The 26,019-nt window shown below is 65.4% G+C and carries 26 protein-coding genes; 19 read left to right on the top strand and 7 right to left on the bottom strand.

Annotation, left to right across the window (positions count from 1 at the left end):
• Positions 1-58: 58 nt before the first annotated feature.
• From aroQ to arsC, 5 genes are all read left to right on the top strand, one after another.
• The gene (gene aroQ, locus OXR00_RS00130; protein ID WP_267386011.1) at positions 59-493 is read left to right on the top strand and encodes a type II 3-dehydroquinate dehydratase; all 435 of its coding nucleotides are present in this window, start codon (positions 59-61) and stop codon (positions 491-493) included.
• A 49-nt stretch (positions 494-542) separates the two neighbouring features.
• On the top strand, positions 543-1,025 hold the full coding sequence (gene accB / locus OXR00_RS00125; protein WP_267386010.1) for an acetyl-CoA carboxylase biotin carboxyl carrier protein: 483 nt from the start codon (positions 543-545) through the stop codon (positions 1,023-1,025).
• A 1-nt stretch (position 1,026) separates the two neighbouring features.
• Positions 1,027-2,385, top strand: coding sequence for an acetyl-CoA carboxylase biotin carboxylase subunit (accC, locus tag OXR00_RS00120; RefSeq protein WP_267386009.1), 1,359 nt, complete (start codon positions 1,027-1,029; stop codon positions 2,383-2,385).
• Positions 2,386-2,588: 203 nt separating this feature from the next.
• The gene (locus OXR00_RS00115) at positions 2,589-3,815 is read left to right on the top strand and encodes an MFS transporter (RefSeq protein ID WP_267386008.1); all 1,227 of its coding nucleotides are present in this window, start codon (positions 2,589-2,591) and stop codon (positions 3,813-3,815) included.
• Entirely contained in the window at positions 3,812-4,156 is a 345-nt protein-coding gene (gene arsC, locus OXR00_RS00110; RefSeq protein ID WP_267386007.1) for an arsenate reductase (glutaredoxin), read from the top strand. The genes OXR00_RS00115 and arsC overlap by 4 nt, the downstream gene beginning before the upstream one ends.
• 168 nt (positions 4,157-4,324) lie before the next feature.
• On the opposite strand, the gene OXR00_RS00105 is transcribed toward arsC, so the two are convergent.
• Positions 4,325-5,419, bottom strand: coding sequence for an FAD-dependent oxidoreductase (locus OXR00_RS00105; RefSeq protein ID WP_267386006.1), 1,095 nt, complete (start codon positions 5,417-5,419; stop codon positions 4,325-4,327).
• Positions 5,416-6,363, bottom strand: coding sequence for an alpha/beta hydrolase (locus tag OXR00_RS00100; RefSeq protein ID WP_267386005.1), 948 nt, complete (start codon positions 6,361-6,363; stop codon positions 5,416-5,418). Before OXR00_RS00100 ends, OXR00_RS00105 begins: the two co-directional genes overlap by 4 nt.
• Positions 6,364-6,411: 48 nt before the next feature.
• Between OXR00_RS00100 and OXR00_RS00095 the strand changes: the two genes are divergently transcribed.
• From OXR00_RS00095 to OXR00_RS00060, 8 genes are all read left to right on the top strand, one after another.
• A complete protein-coding gene (locus tag OXR00_RS00095; protein WP_267386004.1) occupies positions 6,412-6,888 on the top strand; it encodes a prepilin peptidase in 477 nt (158 codons plus the stop codon).
• A 33-nt stretch (positions 6,889-6,921) separates the two neighbouring features.
• A complete protein-coding gene (cpaB, locus tag OXR00_RS00090) occupies positions 6,922-7,929 on the top strand; it encodes a Flp pilus assembly protein CpaB (RefSeq protein ID WP_242151069.1) in 1,008 nt (335 codons plus the stop codon).
• Between the two features lies 1 nt (position 7,930).
• Entirely contained in the window at positions 7,931-9,523 is a 1,593-nt protein-coding gene (locus tag OXR00_RS00085) for a type II and III secretion system protein family protein (RefSeq protein WP_267386003.1), read from the top strand.
• 23 nt (positions 9,524-9,546) lie between these two features.
• Entirely contained in the window at positions 9,547-10,161 is a 615-nt protein-coding gene (locus tag OXR00_RS00080; RefSeq protein WP_267386002.1) for a CpaD family pilus assembly protein, read from the top strand.
• Positions 10,158-11,447: a pilus assembly protein CpaE gene (locus OXR00_RS00075; protein ID WP_267386001.1), complete on the top strand. Its 1,290-nt coding sequence runs from the start codon at positions 10,158-10,160 to the stop codon at positions 11,445-11,447. Before OXR00_RS00080 ends, OXR00_RS00075 begins: the two co-directional genes overlap by 4 nt.
• Positions 11,448-11,483: 36 nt before the next feature.
• On the top strand, positions 11,484-12,458 hold the full coding sequence (locus OXR00_RS00070; RefSeq protein WP_267386000.1) for a type II secretion system F family protein: 975 nt from the start codon (positions 11,484-11,486) through the stop codon (positions 12,456-12,458).
• Between the two features lie 21 nt (positions 12,459-12,479).
• Positions 12,480-13,478, top strand: coding sequence for a type II secretion system F family protein (locus OXR00_RS00065; protein WP_242151054.1), 999 nt, complete (start codon positions 12,480-12,482; stop codon positions 13,476-13,478).
• A 111-nt stretch (positions 13,479-13,589) separates the two neighbouring features.
• On the top strand, positions 13,590-14,306 hold the full coding sequence (locus OXR00_RS00060) for a hypothetical protein (RefSeq protein WP_267385999.1): 717 nt from the start codon (positions 13,590-13,592) through the stop codon (positions 14,304-14,306).
• 113 nt (positions 14,307-14,419) lie between these two features.
• Here OXR00_RS00060 and ppdK read toward each other — a convergent pair whose 3' ends face one another.
• The 3 genes from ppdK to OXR00_RS00045 all read right to left on the bottom strand — a co-directional run bounded on the left by ppdK (position 14,420) and on the right by OXR00_RS00045 (position 20,376).
• Positions 14,420-17,122, bottom strand: coding sequence for a pyruvate, phosphate dikinase (gene ppdK, locus OXR00_RS00055; protein ID WP_267385997.1), 2,703 nt, complete (start codon positions 17,120-17,122; stop codon positions 14,420-14,422).
• A 134-nt stretch (positions 17,123-17,256) separates the two neighbouring features.
• Positions 17,257-19,455, bottom strand: coding sequence for a glycine--tRNA ligase subunit beta (glyS, locus tag OXR00_RS00050; RefSeq protein ID WP_267385995.1), 2,199 nt, complete (start codon positions 19,453-19,455; stop codon positions 17,257-17,259).
• A 54-nt stretch (positions 19,456-19,509) separates the two neighbouring features.
• Positions 19,510-20,376 (bottom strand): glycine--tRNA ligase subunit alpha, encoded by an 867-nt coding sequence (locus OXR00_RS00045; protein ID WP_267387098.1) that lies wholly within the window; start codon positions 20,374-20,376, stop codon positions 19,510-19,512.
• A gap of 220 nt (positions 20,377-20,596) precedes the next feature.
• On the opposite strand from OXR00_RS00045, the gene OXR00_RS00040 reads away from it, so the two are divergent.
• The gene (locus OXR00_RS00040; protein WP_267385994.1) at positions 20,597-21,484 is read left to right on the top strand and encodes a TraB/GumN family protein; all 888 of its coding nucleotides are present in this window, start codon (positions 20,597-20,599) and stop codon (positions 21,482-21,484) included.
• Between the two features lie 12 nt (positions 21,485-21,496).
• On the opposite strand, the gene OXR00_RS00035 is transcribed toward OXR00_RS00040, so the two are convergent.
• Complete coding sequence (locus tag OXR00_RS00035) at positions 21,497-22,156, bottom strand: DUF2490 domain-containing protein (protein ID WP_242151040.1); 660 nt, start codon at positions 22,154-22,156, stop codon at positions 21,497-21,499.
• Positions 22,157-22,232: 76 nt separating this feature from the next.
• Positions 22,233-22,394: a hypothetical protein gene (locus OXR00_RS00030; protein WP_242151038.1), complete on the bottom strand. Its 162-nt coding sequence runs from the start codon at positions 22,392-22,394 to the stop codon at positions 22,233-22,235.
• 171 nt (positions 22,395-22,565) lie between these two features.
• Between OXR00_RS00030 and OXR00_RS00025 the strand changes: the two genes are divergently transcribed.
• The 5 genes from OXR00_RS00025 to OXR00_RS00005 all read left to right on the top strand — a co-directional run bounded on the left by OXR00_RS00025 (position 22,566) and on the right by OXR00_RS00005 (position 26,015).
• On the top strand, positions 22,566-23,216 hold the full coding sequence (locus tag OXR00_RS00025) for a 50S ribosomal protein L25/general stress protein Ctc (RefSeq protein WP_242151035.1): 651 nt from the start codon (positions 22,566-22,568) through the stop codon (positions 23,214-23,216).
• Positions 23,217-23,292: 76 nt separating this feature from the next.
• On the top strand, positions 23,293-23,868 hold the full coding sequence (pth, locus tag OXR00_RS00020; protein WP_267385992.1) for an aminoacyl-tRNA hydrolase: 576 nt from the start codon (positions 23,293-23,295) through the stop codon (positions 23,866-23,868).
• On the top strand, positions 23,865-24,467 hold the full coding sequence (locus OXR00_RS00015) for a TIGR02466 family protein (RefSeq protein WP_242151031.1): 603 nt from the start codon (positions 23,865-23,867) through the stop codon (positions 24,465-24,467). The genes pth and OXR00_RS00015 overlap by 4 nt, the downstream gene beginning before the upstream one ends.
• Positions 24,468-24,548: 81 nt before the next feature.
• Entirely contained in the window at positions 24,549-25,649 is a 1,101-nt protein-coding gene (gene ychF, locus OXR00_RS00010; protein ID WP_267385991.1) for a redox-regulated ATPase YchF, read from the top strand.
• A gap of 66 nt (positions 25,650-25,715) precedes the next feature.
• Complete coding sequence (locus OXR00_RS00005) at positions 25,716-26,015, top strand: hypothetical protein (RefSeq protein ID WP_267385990.1); 300 nt, start codon at positions 25,716-25,718, stop codon at positions 26,013-26,015.
• Positions 26,016-26,019 lie beyond the last annotated feature (4 nt).

Here is a 26,019-nt window from a genome sequence, read left to right as displayed (position 1 = left end):
CGCCCGGCGCGCCTGCGTGGCGTAGATAGGCGCGCGCACCGCCAAACGAAAGTCCACGATGCCCGACACCATCTTCGTCCTCAACGGCCCGAACCTCAACCTGCTCGGCACGCGCGAGCCGGAGATCTATGGCGACGAGACGCTCGACGACATCGCCGGCATGCTCGAGGATCGCGCGCGCGAACTCGATCTGTCGGTCGACGTGCGGCAGTCCAATCATGAGGGCCATCTCGTCGACTGGCTGCACGAGGCGCAGGCGGTGGGCGCGAAGGCGGTGCTGCTCAACGCCGGCGCACACACCCACACCTCCATCGCGATCCACGATGCGATCAAGGGCATCAGGACGCCGGTGATCGAGGTGCATCTCTCGAACCCGCACACGCGCGAGGCGTTTCGCCACAAAAGCTACGTCGGCATGGCCGCGAAGGGCACCGTGGCGGGGTTCGGTGCGTATTCCTACATGCTGGCGCTTGAAGCGGCGGCGCGGTTCTGACAGGACGCGCCGTTTGAACCAGAGCAAAATCAGGGATAACGGGGGTCGCATGACCGACAACACCACCAACGACGCAATGCGGATCGACGTCGATCTGGTCCGCCAGCTCGCCGAGATGCTCGACGCGACCGATCTGACCGAGATCGAGGTCGAGGACGGCGACCGCAAGATCCGTATCGCCCGCAAGGCCGCGCAGGTCGCACCCGCGCCAATGCACTATGCAGCGCCCACCGCCCCGGCGGCGGCCGCGCCCGCGCTCGCCGCGCCGGAGATCGTCGCCGCGCCTGCCGCCGTCAGCGCCAATGCGGTGAAATCGCCGATGGTCGGCACGGTCTATCTCTCGGCCGAACCCGGCGCCAAGGCGTTCGTGTCTGTCGGTGATACAGTTGCGGCGGGCGACACCTTGCTCATCGTCGAGGCGATGAAGGTGATGAACCCTATCGTCGCGCCGTCGGCCGGCACGGTGAAGGCGCTGCTGGTCGAGAACGGCCAGCCGGTCGAGTTCGACCAGCCGCTGGTGGTCGTAGCGTAATATGCCCGACATCAAGAAGCTGCTGATCGCCAATCGCGGCGAGATCGCGCTGCGCATTCACCGCGCGTGTCATGAAATGGGCATCCAGACGGTGGCGGTGCATTCCACCGCCGACGCCGATGCGATGCACGTGCGGCTCGCCGATCAGGCGATCTGCATCGGCCCGCCTTCGGCTGCCGAGAGCTATCTCAACATCCCCAACATCATCTCGGCGGCGGAGATTTCCGGCGCGGACGCGATCCACCCAGGCTACGGCTTCCTGTCGGAGAACGCCAAGTTCGCCGAAATTGTCGAGGCGCACGGGCTAATTTTCGTCGGCCCCAAGCCCGAGCATATCCGCACGATGGGTGACAAGGTCGAGGCCAAGCGCACCGCCGGCGCGCTCGGCCTGCCGCTGGTGCCGGGTTCGGACGGCGCGATCAGCGATGTCGCGGAAGCCCGCGCGATAGCGGCGAGCATCGGTTACCCGGTGATCATCAAGGCCGCATCGGGCGGCGGCGGGCGTGGCATGAAGGTGTGCACATCCGAGGACGAGCTCGAAACTCTGATGCAGCAGGCCGGCCGCGAGGCTAAGGCCGCGTTCGGCGATGCTACCGTCTATCTCGAAAAATATCTCGGCAACCCGCGCCACATCGAGTTCCAGGTGTTCGGCGACGGCAACGGCAACGCGATCCACCTGGGCGAGCGCGACTGCTCGCTCCAGCGCCGCCACCAGAAAGTGCTGGAAGAAGCCCCCTCCCCCGTGCTCGGCCCCGAGGATCGCGCGCGGATGGGCGGTATCGTCGCCAAGGCGATGGCCGACATGGGTTATCGCGGCGCCGGCACGATCGAGTTCCTGTGGGAAGACGGCGAGTTCTATTTCATCGAGATGAACACCCGCTTGCAGGTCGAACATCCGGTGACGGAAGCGATCACCGGCATGGATCTGGTGCGCGAGCAGATCCGCATCGCCGAGGGGCATCCGCTCTCGGTCCGGCAGGAGGAATTGGAGTTCCGCGGCCACGCGATCGAATGTCGCATCAACGCCGAGGATCCGCGCACCTTCGCACCCTCCCCCGGCAAGATCGAATATTACCACGCACCGGGCGGCATGCACGTCCGCGTCGATAGCGGGCTTTATGCGGGCTATCGCATCCCGCCTTACTACGACTCGATGATCGCCAAGCTGATCGTCTACGGCCGCACCCGCGAGGGCTGTCTGCTGCGACTGCGCCGTGCGCTTGAGGAGTTCGTGATCGACGGCGTGAAGACGACGATCCCGCTGCATCAGGCGCTGCTCGATGATCCCGAGTTTCAGGCGGGCGACTATACCATCAAGTGGCTGGAAGACTGGCTGGCGCGGCCGGAGAATCTGGGCTGAGCCTTTTCGCTTGGTCGACGCCCACTAACCTTCCCGGCACAATCCTGTCGGCAAGGTTAGTGCGGCCACTCCTTCTCACGTTCGCTCGCAACGCTCCATCCCGTAGACGTAGCCTGCCGCGACCGGAGTGCGATGAAGCCACCGCACCCTTGCCCAACCCCGCCCCCGCTCCCTAAGGTGTCCCCCCACCGCAAGGACCAGACATGGCCGTCATCGCCGACCTGAAAGCGCTAACCCCGGCGCAGAAAAGCTCGATCTGGGCGAGCTATCTCGGCTGGACGCTCGATGCGTTCGACTTCTTCCTGATGGTCTTCATGTTCTCCGCCGTGGCCAAGGAATTCGGCACCGATGTAAAGACCACCGCCCTGGCGACGTTTTATACGCTCGCCGCACGCCCGTTCGGCGCGCTGGTATTCGGCCTCGCCGCCGATCGTTTCGGGCGGCGGCCGGTGATGATGATCGTCATCCTTGCCTTCTCCGCTTTCTCGGTGCTGTCCGCGTTCGCCTGGTCGCTCACCTCATTGTTCGTGATCCGCGCGCTGTTCGGCTTCGCGATGGGCGGTGAATGGGGGATCGGCGCAAGCCTCGTAATGGAGAGCATCCCCGCCAAACTGCGCGGGCCGGTGTCAGGCCTGCTGCAATCGGGCTATCCGTCGGGCTATTTCCTCGCCAGCTTGGTGTTCTTCCTGCTGTTCGATCATATCGGCTGGCGCGGCATGTTCCTGATCGGCGTGATCCCAGCCATCCTGGTGTTCCTGATCCGCATGCACGTCGAGGAAAGCCCAGCCTACGAGGCGCTCGCCAAGAAGCCGCGCGTCAACCCGTTCGCCGCGCTCGCCGCCAACTGGAAGATCGCGCTGTACCTCGTCGTGCTGATGACCGCGTTCAACTTCTTCAGCCACGGCACTCAGGATATCTACCCGACCTTCCTCAAGGCGCAGCATCACCTCTCCACGCAGACCGCCGGGCTGATCGCAATGGTGATGAACGCGGGTGCGATCGTCGGCGGGATCGGCTTTGGCATCTGGTCGGAACGGATCGGACGCAAGCGTGCGATCATCATCGGCTGCCTTTGCGCGGTGCCGGTCATCCCGCTATGGGCGTTCTCGGTCACGCCGGTGATGCTGGCGGCGGGCGCGTTCCTGATGCAGGTTGCGGTGCAGGGCGCATGGGGGATCGTGCCGGTCCACCTTAACGAACTGTCGCCGGCGGCGGTGCGAGGGATGTTTCCGGGGTTCGCCTATCAACTGGGCAACCTGATCGCGGCGCGTAACGCCGTCATCCAGGCCGACATCGCCGAGCGGCACGGCGGCGATTACGGCCTCGCGCTGGCAATGGTGGCGGGGATCACACTGGTGGTCATCATCTTCTGGACCGCGATCGGGCCGGAGCGGCGCGACGTGGATTTCGTCAAGGAGGCGGAAGCATGAAGGCGACGATCTGGCACAACCCGCGCTGCGGCACCTCACGGACCACGCTGGCGATCTTGGAAGGAACACCTGGTGTCGAGGTCGAGGTGATCGAATACCTCAAGACCCCGCCAAGCCGTGACAAGCTCGCCGCACTATATGCCCGCGCCGGGATGACGCCGGCCGAAGGCGTTCGCGCGAACGAAGCGACTGATCGCGGGCTGGACGTCACCACCATGAGCGACGAGGCCGTGCTGGACGCGATGTTGGCCGATCCGATCCTGATCCAGCGCCCGTTGGTGGAAACCGAAAACGGCGTAGTGCTCGCGCGTCCGCCGGAGAAGGTTCGCGCGATCCTCTGAGTCGCGGGGTCGGCGCTACGTCTCCTCGAAACCACCGGCCCTGAAGATCACTCCGCCTTTGTATGCGAACTTAGCGACGGACCCGCAGGCCGTGTCCGCTCGATCACAAACGTATGGGTCATGCTCACCGCCGTTGGTATTGCCGGGAGACTAGCAGCGCGAACTTGCTCAGGCCAGCGCGACCAGACGGTCGGGTGCGTAGCGCGCGGGATCGATCGCCGCGACAGACGGGTCGGGCGCGCACCCGAGCAGCAGCCCCGCCGTCAACGCGGCCGCCGCGGGCGCGGTCTGGATGCCGAATCCGCCCTGCCCTGCGCACCAGAAGAACCCGGGCATGCGCGCGTCGAAGCCGTATACCGGCAGGCGGTCCGGTGCGAAGCTCCGCAAACCTGCCCAGCGCCGCTCCACCTTCGTGACACGCCAGTCCACCACCTGTTCCAGCCGGTCGATCGCGAGCGCGACATCCAGATCCTCCGGCTGCGCATCGCACGGCGCGCACGCGGTCTCGTCATGTGGGCTGAGCCACACGCGTCCGTCCGCCGTGGGCTTGAAGTAGAAACCGCCGGCAATGTCGACGACCAGCGGCAGATCGGCGGGCGCAGGCGGATCGGTCAGCAACTGGATCATGGTGCGGCGATACGGCTGCACGCCGATCGGCGCCGCTCCGGCGAGACACGCGACCGCATCGGCCCACGCCCCGGCGGCGTTGACGAGGATGGCGGCCCGGTAGGTCACGCCGCCTGCCTGCAACACCCATGCCCCCCCCTCGCGCGATGCCATGTGCAGCGGTGCGCTCGTCACCAGCGCTGCGCCTGCCCGCCGCGCGACGGCGAGATACTGCGCGTGAAGCGCCGCCACATCGATATAGGTGCTGCTCGGCTCGGCGATGCCAAGCGTCCATTCGGGCCGCAGCCCGGGGATCCGGCGGGCCGGATCGACGCGATCCAGCGCAATCCCGCTACCCGCGAAGTCCGCCAGAAACGCACCTCCCGCCGCCGCATCTTTCGTTCGCCCGATGTGCAGCGCCCCAAGTGGATCGAGGAAACCGCCGGCTTGCAGGAACGGACCGGAGGCGGTGGTGAGCGGTTGTACATCCGGCCCGCCGTACGTCTCGGACCAGAACGCCGCGGAGCGACCCGTCGCATGATAACCCGGCGCATCCTCCGCCTCGATCAGCAGCACGCGCGCACGCGTACCGATCGCCGCCGCGAGACTGGCGCCGGCCATTCCGGCCCCGACGATCGCCACGTCATAGCCGGTCATTCGCCACCGCGTAGCCGCGCGCCGAGAAACGAATCGATCTCGCCCAGCGCACGGTTGCGCACCGGATCAACCTCCCGCAGGATTTCATGCGCGCACTCCTTTCCGAAGCGCACCAGCCGCACGTCAGGCAGCTTTGCCGCCACTCGGACCGCCGCGCGGGCGGACACGAGCTTGTCGTAATCGGCGACCAGCATCAGCGTTGGAACCCGCATTTCACCCAGGCGTGGATCGCGGCGCATCGCCCGGGTCGAGGCAAACGCCTCGGCGAGCCAGCGCCAGCTCGGTGGCCCGAGCAGGAGGCCGGGTTGCGACTTCTGCCAGTAGATCTCGTCCTGGTACCGGTCGTTGTCGTGGGTCAGCAATGCCTGGCGGGTCTCGGTAGTTGCTGGAATCTCGTTGCCGCGCCAAGCCCGGCGCGCCGGATCGCCGATACGGCCGAACAGGCGCGCACCCCATTCGCCAAGGCCGGCGCCGATCGGGCTGTTGAGCCCCAGCATCGGCGCCACCAGCACCGCCGCATCAGGGGAAATCGCGCGCTCCGTCATCGCGCGGAGGACCAGATGTCCGCCCATCGAATGACCTACCGCGACGCGCGGTTCAGCCGCCCCCACATGCCACGCCCGCCAAAACTGTTCGAAATCGTCGATGTAGAGTGAAAAGCGATCGACATGCCCAACATGGGCATCGGGCGAACACCGCCCGGAACCACCCTGCCCTCGCCAGTCGAATGCGGTGACAGACCAACCCTGCGCATGCCAATGCGCTAGCGTCTCGAGATATTTCTCGAACACATCGCCGCGCCCCGCCTGAAACAGGATGCTGCCGCGTGAGCGCCCTTCTGCCGGCCAGTCGAACCGACGCATCACCCACCCATCGGGCGCGCGCCAGCGTCCCACCGTCGCGCCGGCGGGGATGACACGGCGATAGAGTTGCGGCGACAGCATCGGTCTTGGTTACTTTTTTGAAAGCCATCCCGTCTAGGAGCTTTTCCGATGGGTGGGACAATCATTGCATTCCTGACGGGCGTCCTCGCGCTCCTGCTGCTGTGGGCCGGCATCGAGGATGTGCGCACCCGCGAGATCGCCAACTGGAAGAACCTGACGATCGCGCTGCTTGCGCCGCTATCGTGGTGGGCGAGCGGGATGACGCCATGGCCGGATATGGCATTGCAGCTAGGTATCGCGGCCATCGTGTTCGCGCTGTTCTGTGGCGCGTTCGCGCTCGGCTGGATGGGCGGCGGCGACGTCAAGATGATCGGTGCGCTTGCGTTATGGTTCCCGCTGCAACTGCTGGTGTGGATGCTGGTGGTGATGTCGATCGCTGGCGGCGTGCTGACGGTTTTGATGGTGCTCGATCGCGGCGCGCGAAAAGGCGGCGAGATCGAGATCCCGTACGGTGTCGCAATCGCCTTCGCCGCTTTGCTCGCGCTGCGTGAACTGCATCTTAACCACTCTCCTATAATGGTTTGAGCCGGATTTTTACCGGGCGTCGAAAGGCCTGAGATGAACAGTCGTAAGATCTTTTTGCTGTTGGGTGCGCTCGTCGTCGCCGCCGTTACGGCGTTCATGGCGCGCAGCCTGATCGTCGGGACACCGGCGCCTCAGGCGGTTGCCGCGGTGGCGGCCGCGCGCGTCGATGGGCCTGAAGTGCTGGTGGCGACGCGCTCGCTTCCGGTCGGCACCATCCTCGACGCGACGGCGGTGAAGTACCAGCCATGGCCGAAAGATTTGGTCGAGAACGCCTACTTCATCCACCAGGGCGGTTTCGATGCCAAGACGCTGCAAGGTACGGTCGTGCGCAACCCGATCACCGCCGGTCAGCCGATCACGCAGGGCGCACTCGTCAAGCCGGGTGACCGCGGGTTCCTTGCCGCTGCGCTTGGCGCCGGGATGCGCGCGGTTACGGTTCCCGTCTCGCAGCAGAGCAGCGTTGCCGGCTTTGTATTCCCGGGCGACCGCATCGATCTCGTGCTGACGCAGAATGTCGTCGGCGGCGGTGATGGTGCGCCGCTGAAGGTGGCGGAGACGATCATGCGCAACCTGCGCGTGCTCGCCACCGATCAACGCACCGACAATACCGTCGACGAGAACGGCAAGACGCAGGTCCGCACCTTCTCGATGGTAACGCTCGAGGCGACGCCGAAGATGGCGGAGCAGATCGCTGTCTCGCAAACGCTCGGTTCGCTGTCGCTGTCGCTGCGCAGCCTCGCCGACAACCAATCCGAGCTTGATCAGGCGATCGCCAGTGGCGCGGTCGACGTGCCGAACGGGAGCGATCCCAAGGCGGAAAGAGCGATGATCGCCAGGGTCGCCGCACAGCCCAGCGCGGGCAGTACGTCGTTCGAAACGGGCGCCGACGTGTCGCGTTTCCAGCGCAGCACCGTACCGGGCAAGCCGATCGACACGTCGACGCCGGCAGGAGCCGCGGCGGCAGCGGCCACGAAGGGGCCGGTCGTGCGGGTCGCCCGGGGCAATGCCGTGACCGATGTCGCGGTTGGGGGGAAGAAGTAATATGCGCACTGTATCGAAGACGATCGGCTGGCCGCTGGCCGTAGCGCTGGCCGCGGGGGGCGCCACCGCCGCGCCGCGCAATCGCCCTGCCGCCTCCAATGCGCGGCGTCCAGTGGTGGCCGCCGCTTCGCCCAGCACGGTGTTGCAGGTCAGCACCGGTCGCGGTCGCCTTATCAACCTGCCCCGCCCGATCACCGACGTGTTCGTGGCAAGCGACGCGATCGCGGACGTACAGGTCCGCTCGCCGACGCAGCTCTACATCTTCGGTAAGGGCACCGGCGAGACGACGGTGTCCGCCACGGCGGCGGGCGGCGCGGTCGTCTATGCGGCCACCGTCCGCGTGGGCAACAACTTCGACACGATCCAGCAGATGCTCAACTTGGCGATGCCGGACGCACATATCACCGCGACGACGATGAACGGGCTGGTGCTGCTTACCGGCACGATCAACAGTCCGGGCGATGGTGCCGAGGCTGAGCGTCTGGTTCAGTCCTTCGTGGGCGACAACATAAAGGTGCTGTCGCGGTTGAAGACCGCGACGCCGCTTCAGGTCAACCTGCAAGTCCGTTTCGCCGAGGTAAGCCGCAGCTTCGTCAAGAACCTGGGCGTAAACCTGACGAGCTATGACAAGCCCGGTGGGTTCCAGTTCGGGTTAGGCCAGGGCCGAACCGTCCCGCAATATTACCCCAACGGCGGAATGTTCACAAACGCCACAACCGCAACCCCGAACAACAGCGCAGTCACTGCAGCTGTTACGGGCACGACGATTGCCGCCGCGGGCAAACTGCTTGGGTTCAACCTGCTCTCCACGCTCGATCTCGGCGAGACGGACGGTCAGGTGACGACGCTCGCAAACCCGAACCTCACTGCGCTCTCGGGCGAAACCGGCACGTTCCTCGCTGGCGGCGAAATCCCGATCCCGATCAGCCAAGGCCTGGGCGCGGTGTCCGTCGAGTACAAGCAGTACGGCGTCAGCCTCGCCTATACGCCGACCGTGCTGGCGGACGGTCGCATATCGCTGCGGGTCCGCCCCGAAGTGTCCCAGCTTTCGTCGCAGGGCGCGGTCACGATTGCCGGCACGACAATTCCGGCACTGACTACGCGGCGGGCGGAAACGACGGTGGAACTCGGCTCCGGCCAGAGCTTCATGATCGCCGGTCTGCTCCAGAACGACCACAACAACTCGATTACCAAGGCGCCGGGCGTCGGCGACTTGCCCGTCCTCGGTGCGCTGTTCCGCTCCAATGCGTTCAACCGCAACGAAACCGAGCTGGTGATCGTCATCACCCCGTATCTCGTCAAGCCGGTCGACGCGAACCAGATCGCGCTGCCGACGGATGGCTACAAGGCGCCGACCGACCTCAGCCAGATCCTGACCGGGCAGTTGGGCGGCGGCACCACTGGAGGCCAGCGGCCCAAACCGACGCTCGCCGCGCCGGTGACGGCGCAGCCGGGGCTGGGCGCGGTCGCACCGCTGCCGTTCGCGCCGTCGCAGCCCGGCGTCCCCGCCCCGCTCGACAAGGCACAGGCCGTGACCGCACCGCCTCGCAAGAAATCCGCCGCGGTCGCCACGCCCGGCTTCGACTCCAACTGATGTTTATTCGCAAGGATTTCGCCATGCGCAAACAATGGATCCTGATTGCGGCGCTCGCCGCCGCAGCATGCACGGGCACCCAGAACCGCGGCCTAGAGTCAGTTCACCAGCCCGTGGTATCCCGCAACGACTACGTGTTCGACGTGGCGACGACTCGCAGCGGCCTCGCACCCGGTGAGGCGCAGCGGCTGGCCGGGTGGATGGCGGCGCTGCGGCTCGGCTACGGCGATCATGTCGCGATCGACGATCCCAACGGCTACGCGCCAGCAGCGCACGACCAGGTCGCGACACAGGTTGCTCGCTATGGCCTATTGCTCTCGGACGATGCGCCGATGACGGATGCTCCTCCGGCACCCGGCATGCTTCGCGTCGTGGTAAGCCGGATGAAGGCGACCGTCCCGGGCTGCCCCGATTTCAGCCGCGTCAGCCAACCCAACTACGAAAATCAGACCGGATCGAATCAGGGTTGCGCAATCAACTCCAACCTCGCCGCAATGGTCGCCAATCCGATGGATCTGGTGCGTGGTCAGTCGGGCAGCGGCATGACCGATACGTTTGCCGCGAGCAAGGCGATCGACACGTTCCGCAAAGCCACGCCAACCGGGGCTGGCGGCCTCAAGGGAACCAGCTCGAAATGAACGCACCCTTCAACATGAGCAAGATCGGGCTGCGTGATCCCTTCGTCGCCTATGTGTGCGACGAAACCACCGCCGATGCGATCCGCGGTGTTGCCGCAGAGATGGGATGGCCGCCCGAGAAGGTGAACAAGGGCGGACTACGCAACGCGGTTCAGTCGTTGTCGGTCTCGGCCAGCCCGCAGATTTTGCTGGTCGATCTGTCAGAGAGCGGTGATCCGCTGAACGACATCAACGCGCTTGCCGAGGTGTGTGAACCAGGAACCGTCGTCATCGCCGCCGGTCAGGTCAACGATGTGCGGCTATACCGCGATCTGATCGTTAGCGGGATTCAGGATTATCTGCTGAAGCCGCTCAATCCAGCGGTGCTGCGCGAGGCGCTAACGCACGCGCAGGCGGTGTTCAACGCACCCAAAGTAACCGAGGACACCGGCGAGCGCCCGCATTGCGCGACCGCGTTCATCGGCGCGCGCGGTGGTGTCGGTGCATCGACGATCGCCACGTCGGTCGCGTGGCTGATCAGCCAGCGTGGCCCCCGCAACACCGCAATCCTTGATCTCGACGTGCATTTCGGGACGGGCGCGCTCGCGCTTGATCTCGAGCCCGGCCGCGGCCTGACCGACGCTATCGAGAACCCCAGCCGCATCGACGGCCTGTTCATCGAACGTGCGATGGTGAAGGCGGGCGAGAACCTGTCGGTGCTATCGGCCGAAGCGCCGATCAACGCGCCGGTCATGACGGATGGTGCCGCCTTCTACCAATTGCAGGAGGAAATGCGCCTCGCCTTCGAGTGCACGATCGTCGATCTGCCGCGTGGGATGCTGGTACAGCATCCGCACCTTGTCTCCGAGCTTCAGGTCGCGGTGATCGTCACCGAAATGACGCTGGCAGCGGCACGTGACACGATCCGGCTGCTGTCGTGGCTCAAATCGAACGCGCCGATGACGCAAATCGTCGTCGTTGCCAACAAGGTCTTGCCTGCCGCCATGCTGGAAATCAGCCGCAAGGATTTCGAAGGGTCGATCGAGCGGAAAATCGACTATTTCGTACCGCTCGACCAGAAGCTTGCCGCGCAGGCCGCGAAGCTGGGCAAGACCGTCGCCGAAGCGGGCAAGGCCTCGAAAACGGTGGTCCCGCTGACCGAGATCGCGACGCAGATCATGTCCGTCGGCGATGCCGACGGGGTGGTTGCGCCCGGCGGCAAGAAGAAGCCCAAGGGGCAATCGCTGCTCGGCAAGTTTGGTGATCTCAAGGCGATGATGCCCAAGCGCGCGCTCAAGAAGAAGTGATCTCGTCCCCGACCCTACGGAACGATTGAAACCGCGATGGATATGATGTCGCTCATTTTTATCAGCATTGGTGCGCTCGGCACGCTGGCGCTGGTGGTGTTCGCGTTCGCCGGCCCCTCGCCTGAGCGCGCGCGCGCGCGGCGACTGTCGTCCGTGCGTGAGCGGCATAGCGAATCCGCCTCCGCACTCGCGGCCGTACAGGCTCGCCGTGTTGCCGCGTCACGCGGTAACAAGATGGACGCGGCGGCAATGCGCTTCCTGCCGCGCCCCGCGCTGCTCAAGAAGCGGTTGGCGATGACCGGCAAGCCGTGGACGGTCGGCAAGTACGGCATGGCCACGCTCGGCTGCGCGGTGGTGGTGGCGCTGGTGCTGATGATCCTGCACATGCCGCTGGCGCCGTCGATCCTGCTCGGCGTGGCGATGGGTGCCGGCATTCCGCATATGGCGGTGGGGTTCTTCATCAAACGGCGGATCGGCAAGTTCACCGCCAAGTTCCCGGACGCGATCGAGCTGCTGGTGCGCGGCCTGCGCTCCGGGCTGCCGATCACCGAGACGATCGGCGTGGTGGGTCAAGAAGTCGAAGGGCCGATCGGCGTGGAGTTCCGCTCTATCACCGACAAGATGCGCATCGGGCGCACGCTGGATGCGGCGCTGCAAGACACCGCAGACCGTCTCGGCACGCCCGAATTCCAGTTCTTCTGCATCACCATCGCGATCCAGCGCGAGACCGGCGGCAACCTTGCCGAGACGCTCTCCAACCTCGCCACGGTGCTGCGCATGCGCGGCCAGATGAAGCTCAAGATCAAGGCGATGTCGTCCGAATCCAAGGCGTCGGCCTATATCGTCGGTTCGCTGCCGTTCATCGTGTTCTCGATGATCTGGATGATCAACGCGACATACATGCAGAACTTCTTCGTCGATCAGCGGCTGATGGTGGCCGGCCTCGGCGGCTTGCTGTGGATGGGTATCGGCGCGTTCATCATGGCCAAGATGGTCAATTTCGAAATCTAACCAGAGGCGAGCGGGACGATCATGGGCTCTACAGCCGGACCAAAGATCCTCGGGATCGATGTCTTCGCCGTCGCGACGTTGCTCGCGGCCGTGGCGGCGCTCGCGGTGCTGCTTGCCATCTACGCGGCAACGACCGTGAACGATCCGATGACCAAGCGCGTCAAAGCGTTGAACGATCGTCGCGAACAGCTGAAGGCCGGTATCACCGCCTCGACCAAGCGCCGCGCCAAGCTTGTTACAAAGAACGAGACGACCGATCGGATCAAGGCGTTCCTGACCTCGCTCAGCATGTTGCAAGACAGCCAGGTCAAGGCGGCGCAGATCAAGCTTCTCCAGGCCGGTATCCGGTCTAAGGAATATGCCGTCGCGGTGATCTTCGGCCGGCTGGTGCTGCCGATCATCTGCGGCGGCCCAATGCTGTACCTTGTTTACGGCACCGACACGTTCCAGACCTGGTCGCCGTTGAAGGCTTATGGTCTCGTCGCGGGCAGCTTCATCCTGTCGTACAAGGCGCCCGACCTTTTCCTCAACAACAAGATCAAGAAGCGTTCGGACGCGATCCGTAAGGGCTTGCCCGATGCGCTCGATCTGCTGGTGATCTGTGCCGAGGCGGGACTCACCGTCGACGCCGCGTTTGGGCGAGTAGCGCGCGAACTCGGCAAGGCCTACCCCGAATTGGGTGACGAGTTCACACTGACCGCGATCGAGCTTGGCTTCCTTGCCGAACGACGCCAGGCGTTCGAAAACCTCGCATCGCGCGTGAAGCTCGATGCGGTGAAGGGCGTGGTTACAACGATGATTCAGACGGAAAAATACGGCACACCGCTCGCTTCGGCGCTGCGCGTGCTGTCCGCCGAGTTCCGAAACGAACGCATGATGCGTGCGGAAGAAAAGGCCGCGCGACTGCCCGCGATCATGACCATTCCGCTGATCCTGTTCATCCTGCCGACCTTGTTCGTGGTAATTTTGGGCCCTGCGGCGTGTTCGATCTCGGACGCGTTCATCCACGGCGGACACTGACGAGTCCCGAAGCGGCGCAGATTTCGGGGCACGCCGACGGCAGCGCGGGCTTGATACCCTTGGATGCCGCCGTCACAGGAATGGTAATCATTCCGTTAAGGGTTCGCGTACATGTTGTTCACTTCGCCGTTGCAATTGCTCGTTCTTTGCGCGGTGGCGGTGGTGGCCTGGTTGCTCGGGTTCGCGACCAACCCCAACACGGTCAATGACGGCGAAGGTATGCGCAAGCTGATGCGCGACTTCGCGACGTTTCGTGCACAGTCGCAAAGCCGGCTGAACACGCTCGCGCGACACGCTGCGACGCTCGAGGCAACGCATCAGGCGATGGTGGACCGCCTCGCTGAAGCAGAGACTCGCATCGCGACGTTCAGGGCTGCCACGCCTGCACCTGCTGCCCCGCCGGTCGAAACCGCGGAGCCGGCGATGCGCGACGGCGACAGCGCTGCGTCTGCGCTGGATGGCGACCCGAGCGATCCCATCATCCCGCCGCTCACGCCCGGCGAAACGGCTGCACCGCCGCCGATCGCCGAAGCCTTCCCGGAGCTTGCAAGCGGCGTCGGCACGGTCGAAACGCCTTTCGTGACTGAGCAAGACGCGCTGACGCGGATCGACGGCATCGATGCAGCGCTCGCTATGCGCCTTTCTGAACTCGGCATCGCACGGTTTGCGGATATCGAGCACTTGTCCGATCAGGACGAAATGGCACTTGAACTCCGGCTCGCGTTACCCGCCGGGTATATTACGGGCCGGCAATGGCGGCAGCAAGCCGCGGCGTTGCGCGTCGACGATCTGGGCGACAGGGCAGACCGCCCCCGCACACCCCGCTGAACACCGCCAAGGCGATCACGGCGGCGCCACCGAGCAGTCATCAAACGCCCGAGACAAGCAGCCGGTGTCGTTCACGATGACGCGGGCGAGCCGACCACCGGCCCGCCCGTCTCTCACCCCTTAGCCGCAAGCGCCGCCTGCGCCGCCGCCAGCCGCGCGATCGGCACGCGATATGGCGAAGCGCTGACGTAATCGAGCCCGGTTCGCTCACAGAAGGCGATCGATGCCGGGTCGCCGCCATGCTCGCCGCATATGCCAAGTTTAATGCCGGGTCGGCTCGCCCGGCCGCGTTCGGCCGCCAGCTCGATCAACTGCCCGACGCCTTCGATATCGAGGCTGACGAACGGGTCCTTGGCGTAGATGCCTTGCTCGACATAGGTGTTAAGGAAGCGGGCCGCGTCGTCCCGCGACACGCCAAGAGTCGTCTGGGTCAGATCGTTGGTGCCAAACGAGAAGAACTCACCGACCTCAGCGATCTCGCCCGCCATCAGCGCGGCGCGTGGCAGTTCGATCATCGTGCCGACGAGATACTCGATCGTGCGGCCCTTGTCGGCAAAAACCGCTTGCGCGGCCTTGTCGACCACGGTCTTCATCAGTTCCAGCTCGCGGCGCGTACCGACCAGCGGGATCATCACCTCGGGGATCGGCGCTGCCCCCGACTTCTCGGCAACCTCGATCGCCGCCTCGAAGATCGCGCGCGCCTGCATCTCGTAGATCTCGGGATAGGTCACACCGAGCCGGCAACCGCGATGACCGAGCATCGGGTTGAACTCGTGCAACTCGGCAGCGCGGCGCTTGAGCGTGTCGATGTCGATGCCAGCCGCCGATGCCACCTCTGCGAACTCAGCCTCCTGATGCGGCAGGAACTCGTGCAGCGGCGGATCGAGCAATCGGATTGTTACCGGCAATCCGGCCATCACCTCGAACAACTGCACGAAGTCGCTGCGCTGTTCCGGCAGCAGCTTCTCCAGCGCCGATCGCCTGCCCGCCTCGTTCTCGGCCAGGATCATCTGACGGACATTGGTGATCCGTTCGGCATCGAAGAACATATGTTCGGTACGGCAGAGACCGATGCCCTCTGCGCCGAACTCGCGCGCGACCCTGGCGTCGAGCGGCGTCTCGGCATTGGCGCGCACCTTGAGACGGCGGACCTGATCGGCCCAGCCCATCAGCGTACCGAAGTCGCCCGACAGCTCGGGCTGCACTGTCGGCACCGCGCCGGCCATCACCTCGCCGGTGGTGCCGTCGATCGTGACGATCTCGCCCTCCGCGATCTCGCGGCCGCCGACCCGCATCACGCGCGCCTTGGCGTCGATCGCGATCGAGCCAGCACCCGACACGCACGGCCGCCCCATGCCGCGCGCCACCACCGCCGCGTGGCTGGTCATGCCGCCGCGCGCGGTGAGGATGCCTTTGGCGGCGTACATGCCGTGAATGTCCTCAGGCGAGGTTTCGACGCGGATCAGGATCACGCTGTCGCCTGCCGCCGCACGCTTCTCGGCGGTGTCGCTGTCGAACACCGCCGCACCGGAGGCGGCGCCCGGCGAGGCGGGCAGCCCCTTGGTCAGCACGTCGCGCGTCGCCTTGGGATCGAGCGTCGGGTGGAGCAACTGGTCGAGCGCCTGCGGCTCGACCCGCGCGATCGCCTCCTCGCGGGTGATGAGCCCCTCCTCCGCCATCTCGACCGCGATCTTGAGCGCGGCCTTGGCGGTGCGCTTGCCCGAGCGGGTCTGGAGCATCCACAGCTTGCCCTGCTGCACGGTGAACTCGATGTCCTGCATGTCGCGATAGTGCGTTTCGAGCAGGTCGAACACCTTGGCAAGTTCGGTGAAGGTCTCCGGCATCGCCTCCTCCATCGATGCGGGCTTGGCACCGGCCGCTTGCCTAGCGGCCTTGGTGAGATATTGCGGCGTGCGGATACCGGCGACGACGTCCTCGCCCTGCGCGTTGATGAGGAACTCGCCGTAATAGGCGCGATCACCCTTGGCGGGGTCACGCGTGAAGGCGACGCCCGTGGCCGAGGTTTCGCCCATGTTGCCGAACACCATCGCCTGTATGTTGACGGCGGTGCCCCAGGCGGCGGGGATATCGTTGAGCCGGCGATAGACCTTTGCGCGCTCCGACTGCCACGAGCCGAACACCGCGCCGACCGCACCCCACAACTGGTCATGCACGTCCTGCGGGAACGGCTTCCCCCATTGCTGTTCGACCAGGGCCTTGTACTCGGCGACGAGCTTGCGCAGGTCGTCGGCGGTCAGATCGGTGTCGAGGAAATAGCCGTTGTCCTCCTTGGCGATCTCCAGCGCTTCCTCGAACGCACCGTGATCGAGCTCTAGCACCACGTCCGAATACATCTGGATGAAGCGACGATAGCTGTCCCACGCGAAGCGCGTGTCTCCGGAGGTGGCAGCAAGCCCCTCGACGGTCGCGTCATTAAGACCGAGGTTGAGCACGGTATCCATCATGCCGGGCATCGACGCCCGCGCGCCCGAGCGGACCGACACCAGCAACGGGTCGCCAGCATCCCCGAACATCTTGCCGGTCACGCCCTCGATATGCGCGATGCCGGCGGCCACCTCGTCGCGCAGCGACTGGGGGAACTGGCCGCCCTCGTCGTAATAGCGGGTGCACATTTCGGTCGAGATGGTGAAGCCCGGCGGCACCGGCAGGCCGATCGACGCCATCTCGGCAAGGTTGGCACCCTTGCCGCCAAGCAGGTTGCGATCCCCCTTGCCGCCATCCGAAACACCGCCACCGAAGCGGTAGACATAGCGCTGGTCGGTCGCAGTCGATGCTTCGGCCAAGGTGCTCGCCATGTCGTCTTCTCCGTGGATGTTGTTTTCCGGTTTGTGCAACGCAACACGGCTTTGTTCAAGCCGCGGGCGGGACGGCGGTCGGCCGCTGGATTGCGCTCGCTTCGAGGTTTGTCGGAGTAATCGCGTACTGCCGATCAGCCCTCGATCCGGGCGAAATCCGCCACACCGTGCACCGCCGTGCGCACCCGCGAGAGCAGCGCCAGCCGTGCGGTACGTTTGGCGGGATCGGGATCGTTGACGATCACGCTTTGGAAAAACGCGTCGATCGGCGCACGCAGCGTGGCGAGCGCGGCCATCGCCGCCTCGAAATCCTCGTGCGCGACGGCATCGTCGGCGGCTGGCTCGGCCGCGTCGAGCGCGGCGATGAGCGCGGCCTCGGCCGCCTCGGGCGTATAATCGCTCACCGCATCGGAACCGGTGAACCCCTCCTTCTTGAGGATGTTCGCCGCACGCTTGTACCCGGCGAGCAGGTTCGCGCCATCCTCGGTGCGGATGAACGCCTGCAACGCCTGCACGCGCGCGAGCAGGCGAACAAGATCGTCCTCGCCGCCTAGCGCGAACACCGCGTCGATCAGGTCGTGGCGGACGCCGGCTTCGCGCTGCTGAACTTTAAGGCGGTCGGCGAAGAACTCGATAGGTGGTGAGGGATGCAGTCCTGCCGCGCGCAAACCCGCGTAGCTCCGCGCATTCGCCGCGACCGGGAAGCGGATCAGTTCCTCGCCGTTCGCCATCAACCGCTGCACGTCGCCAGAGACATCAAGATACATCGGTGTACTTGGCGAGGATATACTTGCCGCAGCCAGATACGCCTCGATATGCAAGTCCACCGCCTTAGTCAGCCATACACCGAGGCTGCCGCGCAAGCCGTTGGCGACGATCAGACGGATGACCCCCAATGCCGCGCGCCGAAGCGCGAACGGGTCTTTCGATCCAGTCGGCAGTTCCTCGATCAGGAAAAACCCACGTAGAGTATCCAGCTTATCCGCCAGCGACACCGCCACCGTAACCGGCGCGGTCGGCACGTCATCGCCCTGCCCCACCGGCTTGTAATGATCGCGGATCGCCTCGGCGACTTCCGCCGGCTCGCCCTGCGCGGCGGCGTAATAGCCGCCCATCAGGCCCTGCAATTCCGGAAATTCGCCGACCATGCCGGTGACGAGATCGGCCTTGCACAGTTCCGCCGCGCGCCGCGCGAGCGCCGGGTCGCAGCCCGGCACGATGCCTTCGCTCGCCAGCCATTCCGCCAGCTTCGCCACGCGCTCCACCTTGTCGGCAACCGTGCCGAGCTTCTCGTGAAACACGATGCGGTCGAGCTTGGCCGCCTGATCCGCCAGCGGCACCTTGAGATCGGTTTCGTAGAAGAACTTCGCGTCGCTCAACCGCGCGGCGAGCACCTTCTGGTTGCCCTCGACGATCTTCTCGCCGCCGTCGACCGCGTCGATATTGGCGGTGCAGACGAACGCGTTCGCCAAATTGCCGGACATATCGCGGCACACGAAATATTTTTGGTTCACCCGCGCGGTAAGCTGGATCACCTCGGGCGGTACGGCGAGGAAGGCTTCGTCGAAGCGGCCGAGCAGCGGCACCGGCCATTCGGTCAGCCCGGCGTTCTCGGTCAGCAGCCCCTCGTCGCGGACCAGTTCGAGGCCGGCCTTGCGCGCCGCCATCGTCGCGCCAAGCGCGATGATCTGGCGACGTTCGTCCTGATCGACGATGACGTGGCAGGCATGTAGCTTCTCGACATAATCGCTCGCCGAGCCGATCGTGATGACGCCGGGATGGTGGAAGCGATGGCCGACCGTCTGCGCGCCCGACGTGACGCCAGCGACCTCGCACGGCACCACATCTTCACCGAACAGCGCGACGATGCCTTGCAGCGGCCGTACCCAGCGGATCGATTCGGTGGAGAGCGACGCTGCGCCCCAGCGCATCGACTTGGGCCATGGAAAGGCGCGGATCACGGCGGGGATCGCTTCGGCCAGCACGTCGGCGGTGGCGCGGCCCGCCCGCTCGACGAGGGCGAAGAACACGCCGTCACGCTCGACGAGCTGGTCACGGGAGAGCCCGGTCTTGCGCAGGAATCCTTCCAGCGCCTGCGGGGGTGCGCTGGTCTTCGGCCCCTTGGTCTCCTCGGAGACGGCGGCAGTCGCCACCGGCAGGTCGCGCGCGATCAGCGCAAGCCGGCGCGGCGTGGCGAAGGTGACGATCGCATCGGTATGCAGCCCGGACTTGGCGAGTTCGGCCGCGAACAGCCGGGCAAGATCGTCGCGCGCCTTGTCCTGCATGCGCGCCGGGATTTCTTCCGAGCGGAGTTCGAGGAGGAAGTCAGCCACGGTGAATCGCCTTGATAATCGTCACGTCAGCGAACGGCGGGACCATCGCCGCCATCACGCCGCCCACCCCGGGAAGCGCGCCTGCCAGCCCTCCGCGTTCTTCTCCATGTACGCCGCGCACGCGCCCTTCGCGAGATCGCGGACCCGGCCCATATACGCCTGTCGCTCCGCCACCGAGATCACGCCGCGCGCCTGCAACAGGTTGAAGACGTGGCTCGCCTTGATCGCCTGTTCGTAGGCCGGGATCGGCAGCTTCGCCTCCAGGCAATTCTCGCACTCGGCGGTCGCCTTGCGGAACAGGTCGAACAGCCGCTCGGTATCGGCGATCTCGAAGTTCCACTTCGACATCTCGCGCTCATTCTCGAGGAACACGTCGCCGTAGCTGACGCCCGCGTCGTTGAAGGCGAGATCATAGACGCTGTCCTTGTTCTGAAGGTACAGCGCGAGCCGCTCCAGCCCATAGGTCAGTTCGCCGGCGACGGGTTTGCAGTCATAGCCGCCCATCTGCTGGAAGTAGGTGAACTGCGTCACCTCCATGCCGTCGCACCACACTTCCCAGCCGAGCCCCCACGCGCCGAGCGTCGGGCTTTCCCAGTCATCCTCGACGAAGCGGATGTCGTGGCGGGTGAAATCGATGCCGATCGCGGCGAGGCTGCCGAGATACAGTTCCTGCAAGTTCGAAGGGCTCGGTTTCAGGATCACCTGATACTGGTAATAATGCTGGAGCCGGTTGGGGTTCTCGCCATAGCGGCCATCGGTCGGGCGGCGGCATGGCTGGACGAAGGCGGCGTTCCACGGATCGGGGCCGAGCGCGCGCAGCGTCGTCGCCGGATGGAAGGTGCCCGCGCCCATTTCCATGTCATAGGGTTGCAGGATCAGGCAGCCGTGCGCGCTCCAGTAATCGTGGAGCGTCAGGATCATGCGCTGGAAACTCAGAGGCGCGGCAGCGGCTTGCGTGGGCGTCTCGGCAGACGGGTGGCTTGCGGCCAAGGAAATACCCTCTCGGTGATGATGGCCGGCTTTGGCGTATGGCTTTCCGAGGGTCAACAGCGCGCTTGGGCCGGTCGGGAACGATTAAGGTGGCGCAAACGCCTGCTTTCTATCATCGGCCCGACAGATGGATTTGAGCGGGACTCACACGATGCGCTTTCTGAAGACCTTGCTGGCGGCGACGATCATCATGGCGACGCCTGCCTGTGCGCGGCCCGCGCCGGCGGTGAAGGATGTCGATCCCGCCTTGTGGGTGGTGAAGGACAAGGACACCACCATCTACCTGTTCGGCACGATCCACGCGCTGAAGCCGGGGCTGAGCTGGTTCGACGAGGCGGTGAAAAAGGCGTTCGACGCGAGCGACAGCCTCGTCCTAGAAATCCCGATGCCCTCGCCCGAGGAAGCGCAGAAGGTGATGCTGCCGCTCGCACTTTCTCCGACCGGGCCGACGCTGACCGAGAAGATCCCGGCGGACAAGCGCGCGGAGTATGCCGCCGGCCTCGCCAAGCTCGGCCAGAAGCCGGATGCCTTCGACCGCTTCGAACCGTGGTTCGCAGGCGCGACGATCGGCCAGCTCGAAATGCAGAAGACCGGCTTCGGCCGCGACGACGGCGTCGAGATACAGCTTGATGCAGCCGCCAAGGCGGCCGGCAAGCCGGTCACCGGGCTGGAGACGCTGGGCCAGCAACTCGGCTATTTCCATGATCTGCCGCAGGCCGCACAGGTCTCGTTCCTGATGTCGGGAGTCGAGGATATCGACAAATTCCCATCGGAAATGAACAAGATGGTCAATCTTTGGGGTAAAGGCGATGCCGATGGCCTTGGGCGGATGATGAACGAGGATCTCAGCAAGCAGCCCGCACTCCGCCAAGTTCTGTTATGGGATCGCAACGCGCGCTGGGCGGACTGGATCGCCAAGCGGATGGAGCAGCCTGGCACGGTGTTCATCGCGGTCGGCGCGGGGCACCTCGCCGGCGATCACAGCGTGCAGACGCTGCTGGCAAGGAAGCACCTGACGGCGACCCGGATCCGGTACTGACCTGCGGCTCCGTCAGAACCGATAGGTCAGCACCAGCGGGATCGCGTGATTCACCAGCGTATCGTTGGCGCGGTAGACCCGCTGGTTGAGGTAGCCGACCTCGAAATCGAGCGTGCGCGCCACCGGCACCGTCACACCGGCGAAGCTGCGCAGCTGGTCGAGCGTATGGCGCTGCCCGGGCGTCCGGTTGAGCGCGAGGAACGGCTCGCTCCATAACACCAGCCCGACCGACTTGACGCCACCGGTTGCATAAACCGCGCGCAATTGCTGGCGGAACCGCCAGTTCGTACCAGGCAGATTGCTCAGGAAGCGCTGTTCGAGCCGGCTACGCGTGGCAAACCGCACGCTACCGACCGAACCGATCGCCCAGTTGAGCTGTTCGACCGCCTGATCCTCGGCAGTGTTCGGCGCGCCCGGCACGAAATTGGCGAAATGCACCCACCCCGCCCAAGCGGTTAGCGATCGACCCAGCGTATGGCCGATCTGCAACCGCGATTCGAACTGCGACTGGCGCTCTTCGCCGCCGGCGCGGCCGACTACCTCGCCGGAACCGACCCAGCCGTCGCCCAGCGGTTTCACCACCACAAGATCCGGCCACGGCTGCACCGATTGCGCGTGGGCGGGAACGGCAGCGGCTACGAGAGCGGCGATCGACAGAAGCTTGAACATCATTGCGGGGCGCTTTGGCGGCTGCCGCCGCACCTCGCAACGATCAAAGGATTGCCGAACTGTTGCTGGCGATCGAAACTCAGCCCTGCGCCCCGGCGGCGACCGGCTGACGCGCCGCGATCAAACCGGTCAACACCCGAACCCGCTCGCGTTCCGCCGTCCAGTCAGCGGAAGGGCGCGCCTGCATCTGGTCGAGCAGCAGTCGCAGTTCCTTGTTCCATTGGACAACGTGGTCGGACATCTCACTCTCCTCTTGTGTTATGCCGACGATGTAGGAAGCGGCGCGCATCATTTCGAGCAGCGTCGCACCTTGCCCTTTTCGCGCGCTTCGGCTATGCGCGCCGGCTTCCGGTCAGGGTCATCCCTGGAGGCCTGACCGGACTTTGATCCAAACGTATTTCGGAGACATGCAATGAGCGAACAACTGACGCTCGCAGCCGAGACGCGCGATAAGGTTGGCAAGGGAGCCTCCCGTTCGCTACGTCGCGCAGGCCGCGTACCCGCCGTCGTCTATGGTAACAACCAGGAGCCGCTGGCGATCCACGTCGAGGAAAAGGCGCTGATGCGTCTCCTCATGACGGGCCACTTCATGAACTCGCAGGTCATGATCGACGCCGGTGGCGAGAGCGTCCGCACGCTCCCCAAGGATGTCGCGTTCGACGCGGTCACGGAGCGTCCGGTTCACGTCGACTTCCTGCGCATCGGCGCACACACCACGGTTCACGTCAGCGTGCCGGTCGTGTTCACCGATGAGGACGAGGCTCCCGGCATCAAGACCGGCAAGGGTGTGCTCAACATCGTCAAGCACGAGATCGAGCTGGTCTGCGACGCAGCGGCGATCCCGGACGACATCACCATCTCGCTGGCTGGCCGCGAGATCGGCGATTCGATCCACATCTCGAACGTAGACCTGCCGCAGGGCGTGACCGCCGCGATCACCGACCGCGACTTCACCATCGCGACGATTGTCCCGCCGACCGTGCCGACCGTCGCCGACGATGCGGCCGACGCCGCCGTCGCCGAAGCGCAGGCCGCCGACGCAGCCCCGGAGAGCGAGGCGTAAGCCTTCCCCGATCGGGCAGGATTTGGGCAGGGAAGCGCAAGCCTCCCTGCCCTTTTCGTTTTTGGAGCAGTGTGACGTGCAGATTTGGGTCGGTCTTGGTAATCCCGGCGCGCAATATGCGCTGAACCGTCACAATGTCGGCTTCATGGCGATCGACACGATCGCGGATTTTTACAATTTTTCAGCCGTGAAGAAGGCGTTTCAGGGCTGGACCCAGGAAGGCCGGGTCGGCTCGGAAAAGATCCTGCTGCTGAAACCCGCCACGTTCATGAACGAAAGCGGCCGCAGCGTCGGCGAGGCGATGCGCTTCTACAAACTCGCCGAGAGTGACGTCACCGTGTTCCACGACGAACTCGATATCGCGCCGTTCCGGGTGAAGGTGAAAGTGGGCGGCGGCACCGCCGGGCATAACGGCTTGCGCTCGACCGAGGCGCATATTGGTAACGCGTTCCGCCGCATCCGGCTTGGCATCGGTCATCCGGGGCACAAGGACAAGGTGTCGCCCTATGTGCTCGGCAATTATGCGAAGGCGGAGATGGACCCGCTGTCCGATATGTTCGGCGCGGTCGCGGCGGAGGCGGCGTGGCTGGCCAAGGGTGACGACGTACGCTTCATGAACGATGTCGCGTTGCGGCTGGGGGATGGCAAATGACGATCCGGAGCCTGTTCGCCACGCCCGTCTATGACGGCGCGCTCGGCGATGCCGCGCTGCTCGACGAACTGGAGCAATCCTGCCTGATGTTCGCGTCGGAAGATCGCGCCGGCCGCGGCTGGTCGAAGGCGCATAACTATCGCGGCTACACCAGCTACGCCTCGCTCAACGACCTGCCGCAGCGTGATCCGGCGTTCGGCGATCTCGTCAGGAAACTGAACAAGCATGTCGCCGCCTTTGCGGAGGCGTGCGCGTTCGATCTCGGCGGGCGCAAGCTCAAGCTCGACAGCCTGTGGGTCAACGTTCTCAAGCCCGGCGGCATGCATTCCGGGCATATCCACCCGCATTCGGTGGTGTCGGGCACGCTCTATGTCGCGGTGCCGCCGGGCGCCGGCGCGATCCGCTTCGAGGACCCGCGCCTGCCCTTCATGATGGCCGCGCCGACCCGCCGCGAGGATGCGCCCGAAGCGATGCGGACGTTCGCCCACGTTACGCCGGAACCGGGCACGGTGCTGCTGTGGGAAAGCTGGCTGCGCCACGAGGTGATCGCCGGCACCGCCAAGCAGGACCGGATCAGCATCAGCTTCAACTATAGCTGATCTGGCCTTCCGCCGCCGCAGCCGCTATCGGCGACACCAACGCGCGCCCGCTGCGGCGCACCAGCATTCAAGGACGATAAAATGGGTTTCCGCTGTGGTATCGTGGGCCTGCCGAACGTCGGCAAATCCACCCTGTTCAACGCGCTGACGCAGACCGCGGCGGCGCAGGCGGCGAACTATCCGTTCTGCACGATCGAGCCCAACGTCGGCAACGTCGCGGTGCCGGATGCGCGTCTGTATCAACTTGCCGAGATCGCCGGATCGGCCAAGATCGTCGAGACGCAGCTCGCCTTCGTCGACATTGCCGGGCTGGTGCGTGGCGCGTCGAAGGGCGAAGGCCTCGGCAACCAGTTCCTCGGCAACATCCGCGAGGTCGATGCGATCGTGCATGTGCTGCGCTGCTTCGAGGATGGCGACGTGACTCATGTCGAGGGCAAGGTCGATCCGATCGCCGATGCCGAGACGGTCGAGACCGAGCTGATGCTGTCCGACCTCGAAAGCCTTGAAAAGCGCGTACCGAACCTCGCCAAGAAGGCGGCGCAGGGCGACAAGGAGGCCAAGATCGGCGTCGCGGTGCTGGGTCAGGCGCTCGACCTGCTGCGCGAGGGCAAGCCCGCACGGCTGACCGTGCCGAAGGACGAGGAGGAAGCGCGCGTGTTCGCGCAGGCGCAGCTGCTCACCTCCAAGCCGGTGCTGTACGTCTGCAACGTCGATGAGGGTGATGCGGCAAACGGCAATGCGTTGTCCGCGCGCGTGTTCGAGAAGGCCAAGGCCGAGGGCGCGCAGGCGGTGGTCGTCTCCGCCGCGATCGAGGCGGAGATCGCCACCATGCCGCAGGAGGATCGCGGCGAGTTTCTGGCGGAACTGGGCCTGGAAGAAACCGGCCTCGCTCGCGTCATCACCGCCGGGTACAAATTGCTCAAGCTGCTGACCTTCTTCACCGTCGGCCCCAAGGAAGCGCGCGCGTGGACCGTCCATGTCGGCGCCAAGGCTCCGAACGCTGCGGGCGAGATCCACACCGATTTCGAACGCGGCTTCATCCGCGCCGAGACGATAGCGTTTGCCGATTACGTCGCCTTCAAGGGCGAGACCGGCGCGCGCGATGCCGGCAAGCTGCGTCAGGAAGGCAAAGAATATGTCGTGCAGGACGGCGACGTGATGCTGTTCCGCTTCAACGTCTGACGGGTACGGCGCTTTCCGGTATCGTAGCGGTGGTCACGATATCGGAAAGCGGCTAAGCAGCGCGCGATGCTGCTCCGCCTGCTCCTCTGCGTCCTGCTCGCCACGCTCGGCTGCCAACCGGCGGCGGCGATGCCGTGCCACGACGCGGGCGGCATGACGATGGCAGCAGAGCACGGCACGCCCGCCGAGCGGCATCACGAGGCGATGCCCGCGCATGCCTGCCTCGGCTGCATCCCGCCCGAAACGCTGCGCGCCGGCGCGCTGCCCGCGCCGGTCTTCGCACGGACGCTTCCGGCCGCCCCTGCACTCACCAAGCTCGATCCGGACAGCGGAACCCCGCCCGCGCTGCCGCCACCCCGCGCCTGAAGCG

This window comes from Sphingomonas sp. GC_Shp_3 (assembly GCF_026540945.1).
In the GTDB taxonomy this organism is placed as follows: domain Bacteria; phylum Pseudomonadota; class Alphaproteobacteria; order Sphingomonadales; family Sphingomonadaceae; genus Sphingomonas.
The sequence above is the reverse complement of the archived record's forward strand: the minus strand, read 5'-3'. Positions and strand labels throughout refer to the sequence as shown.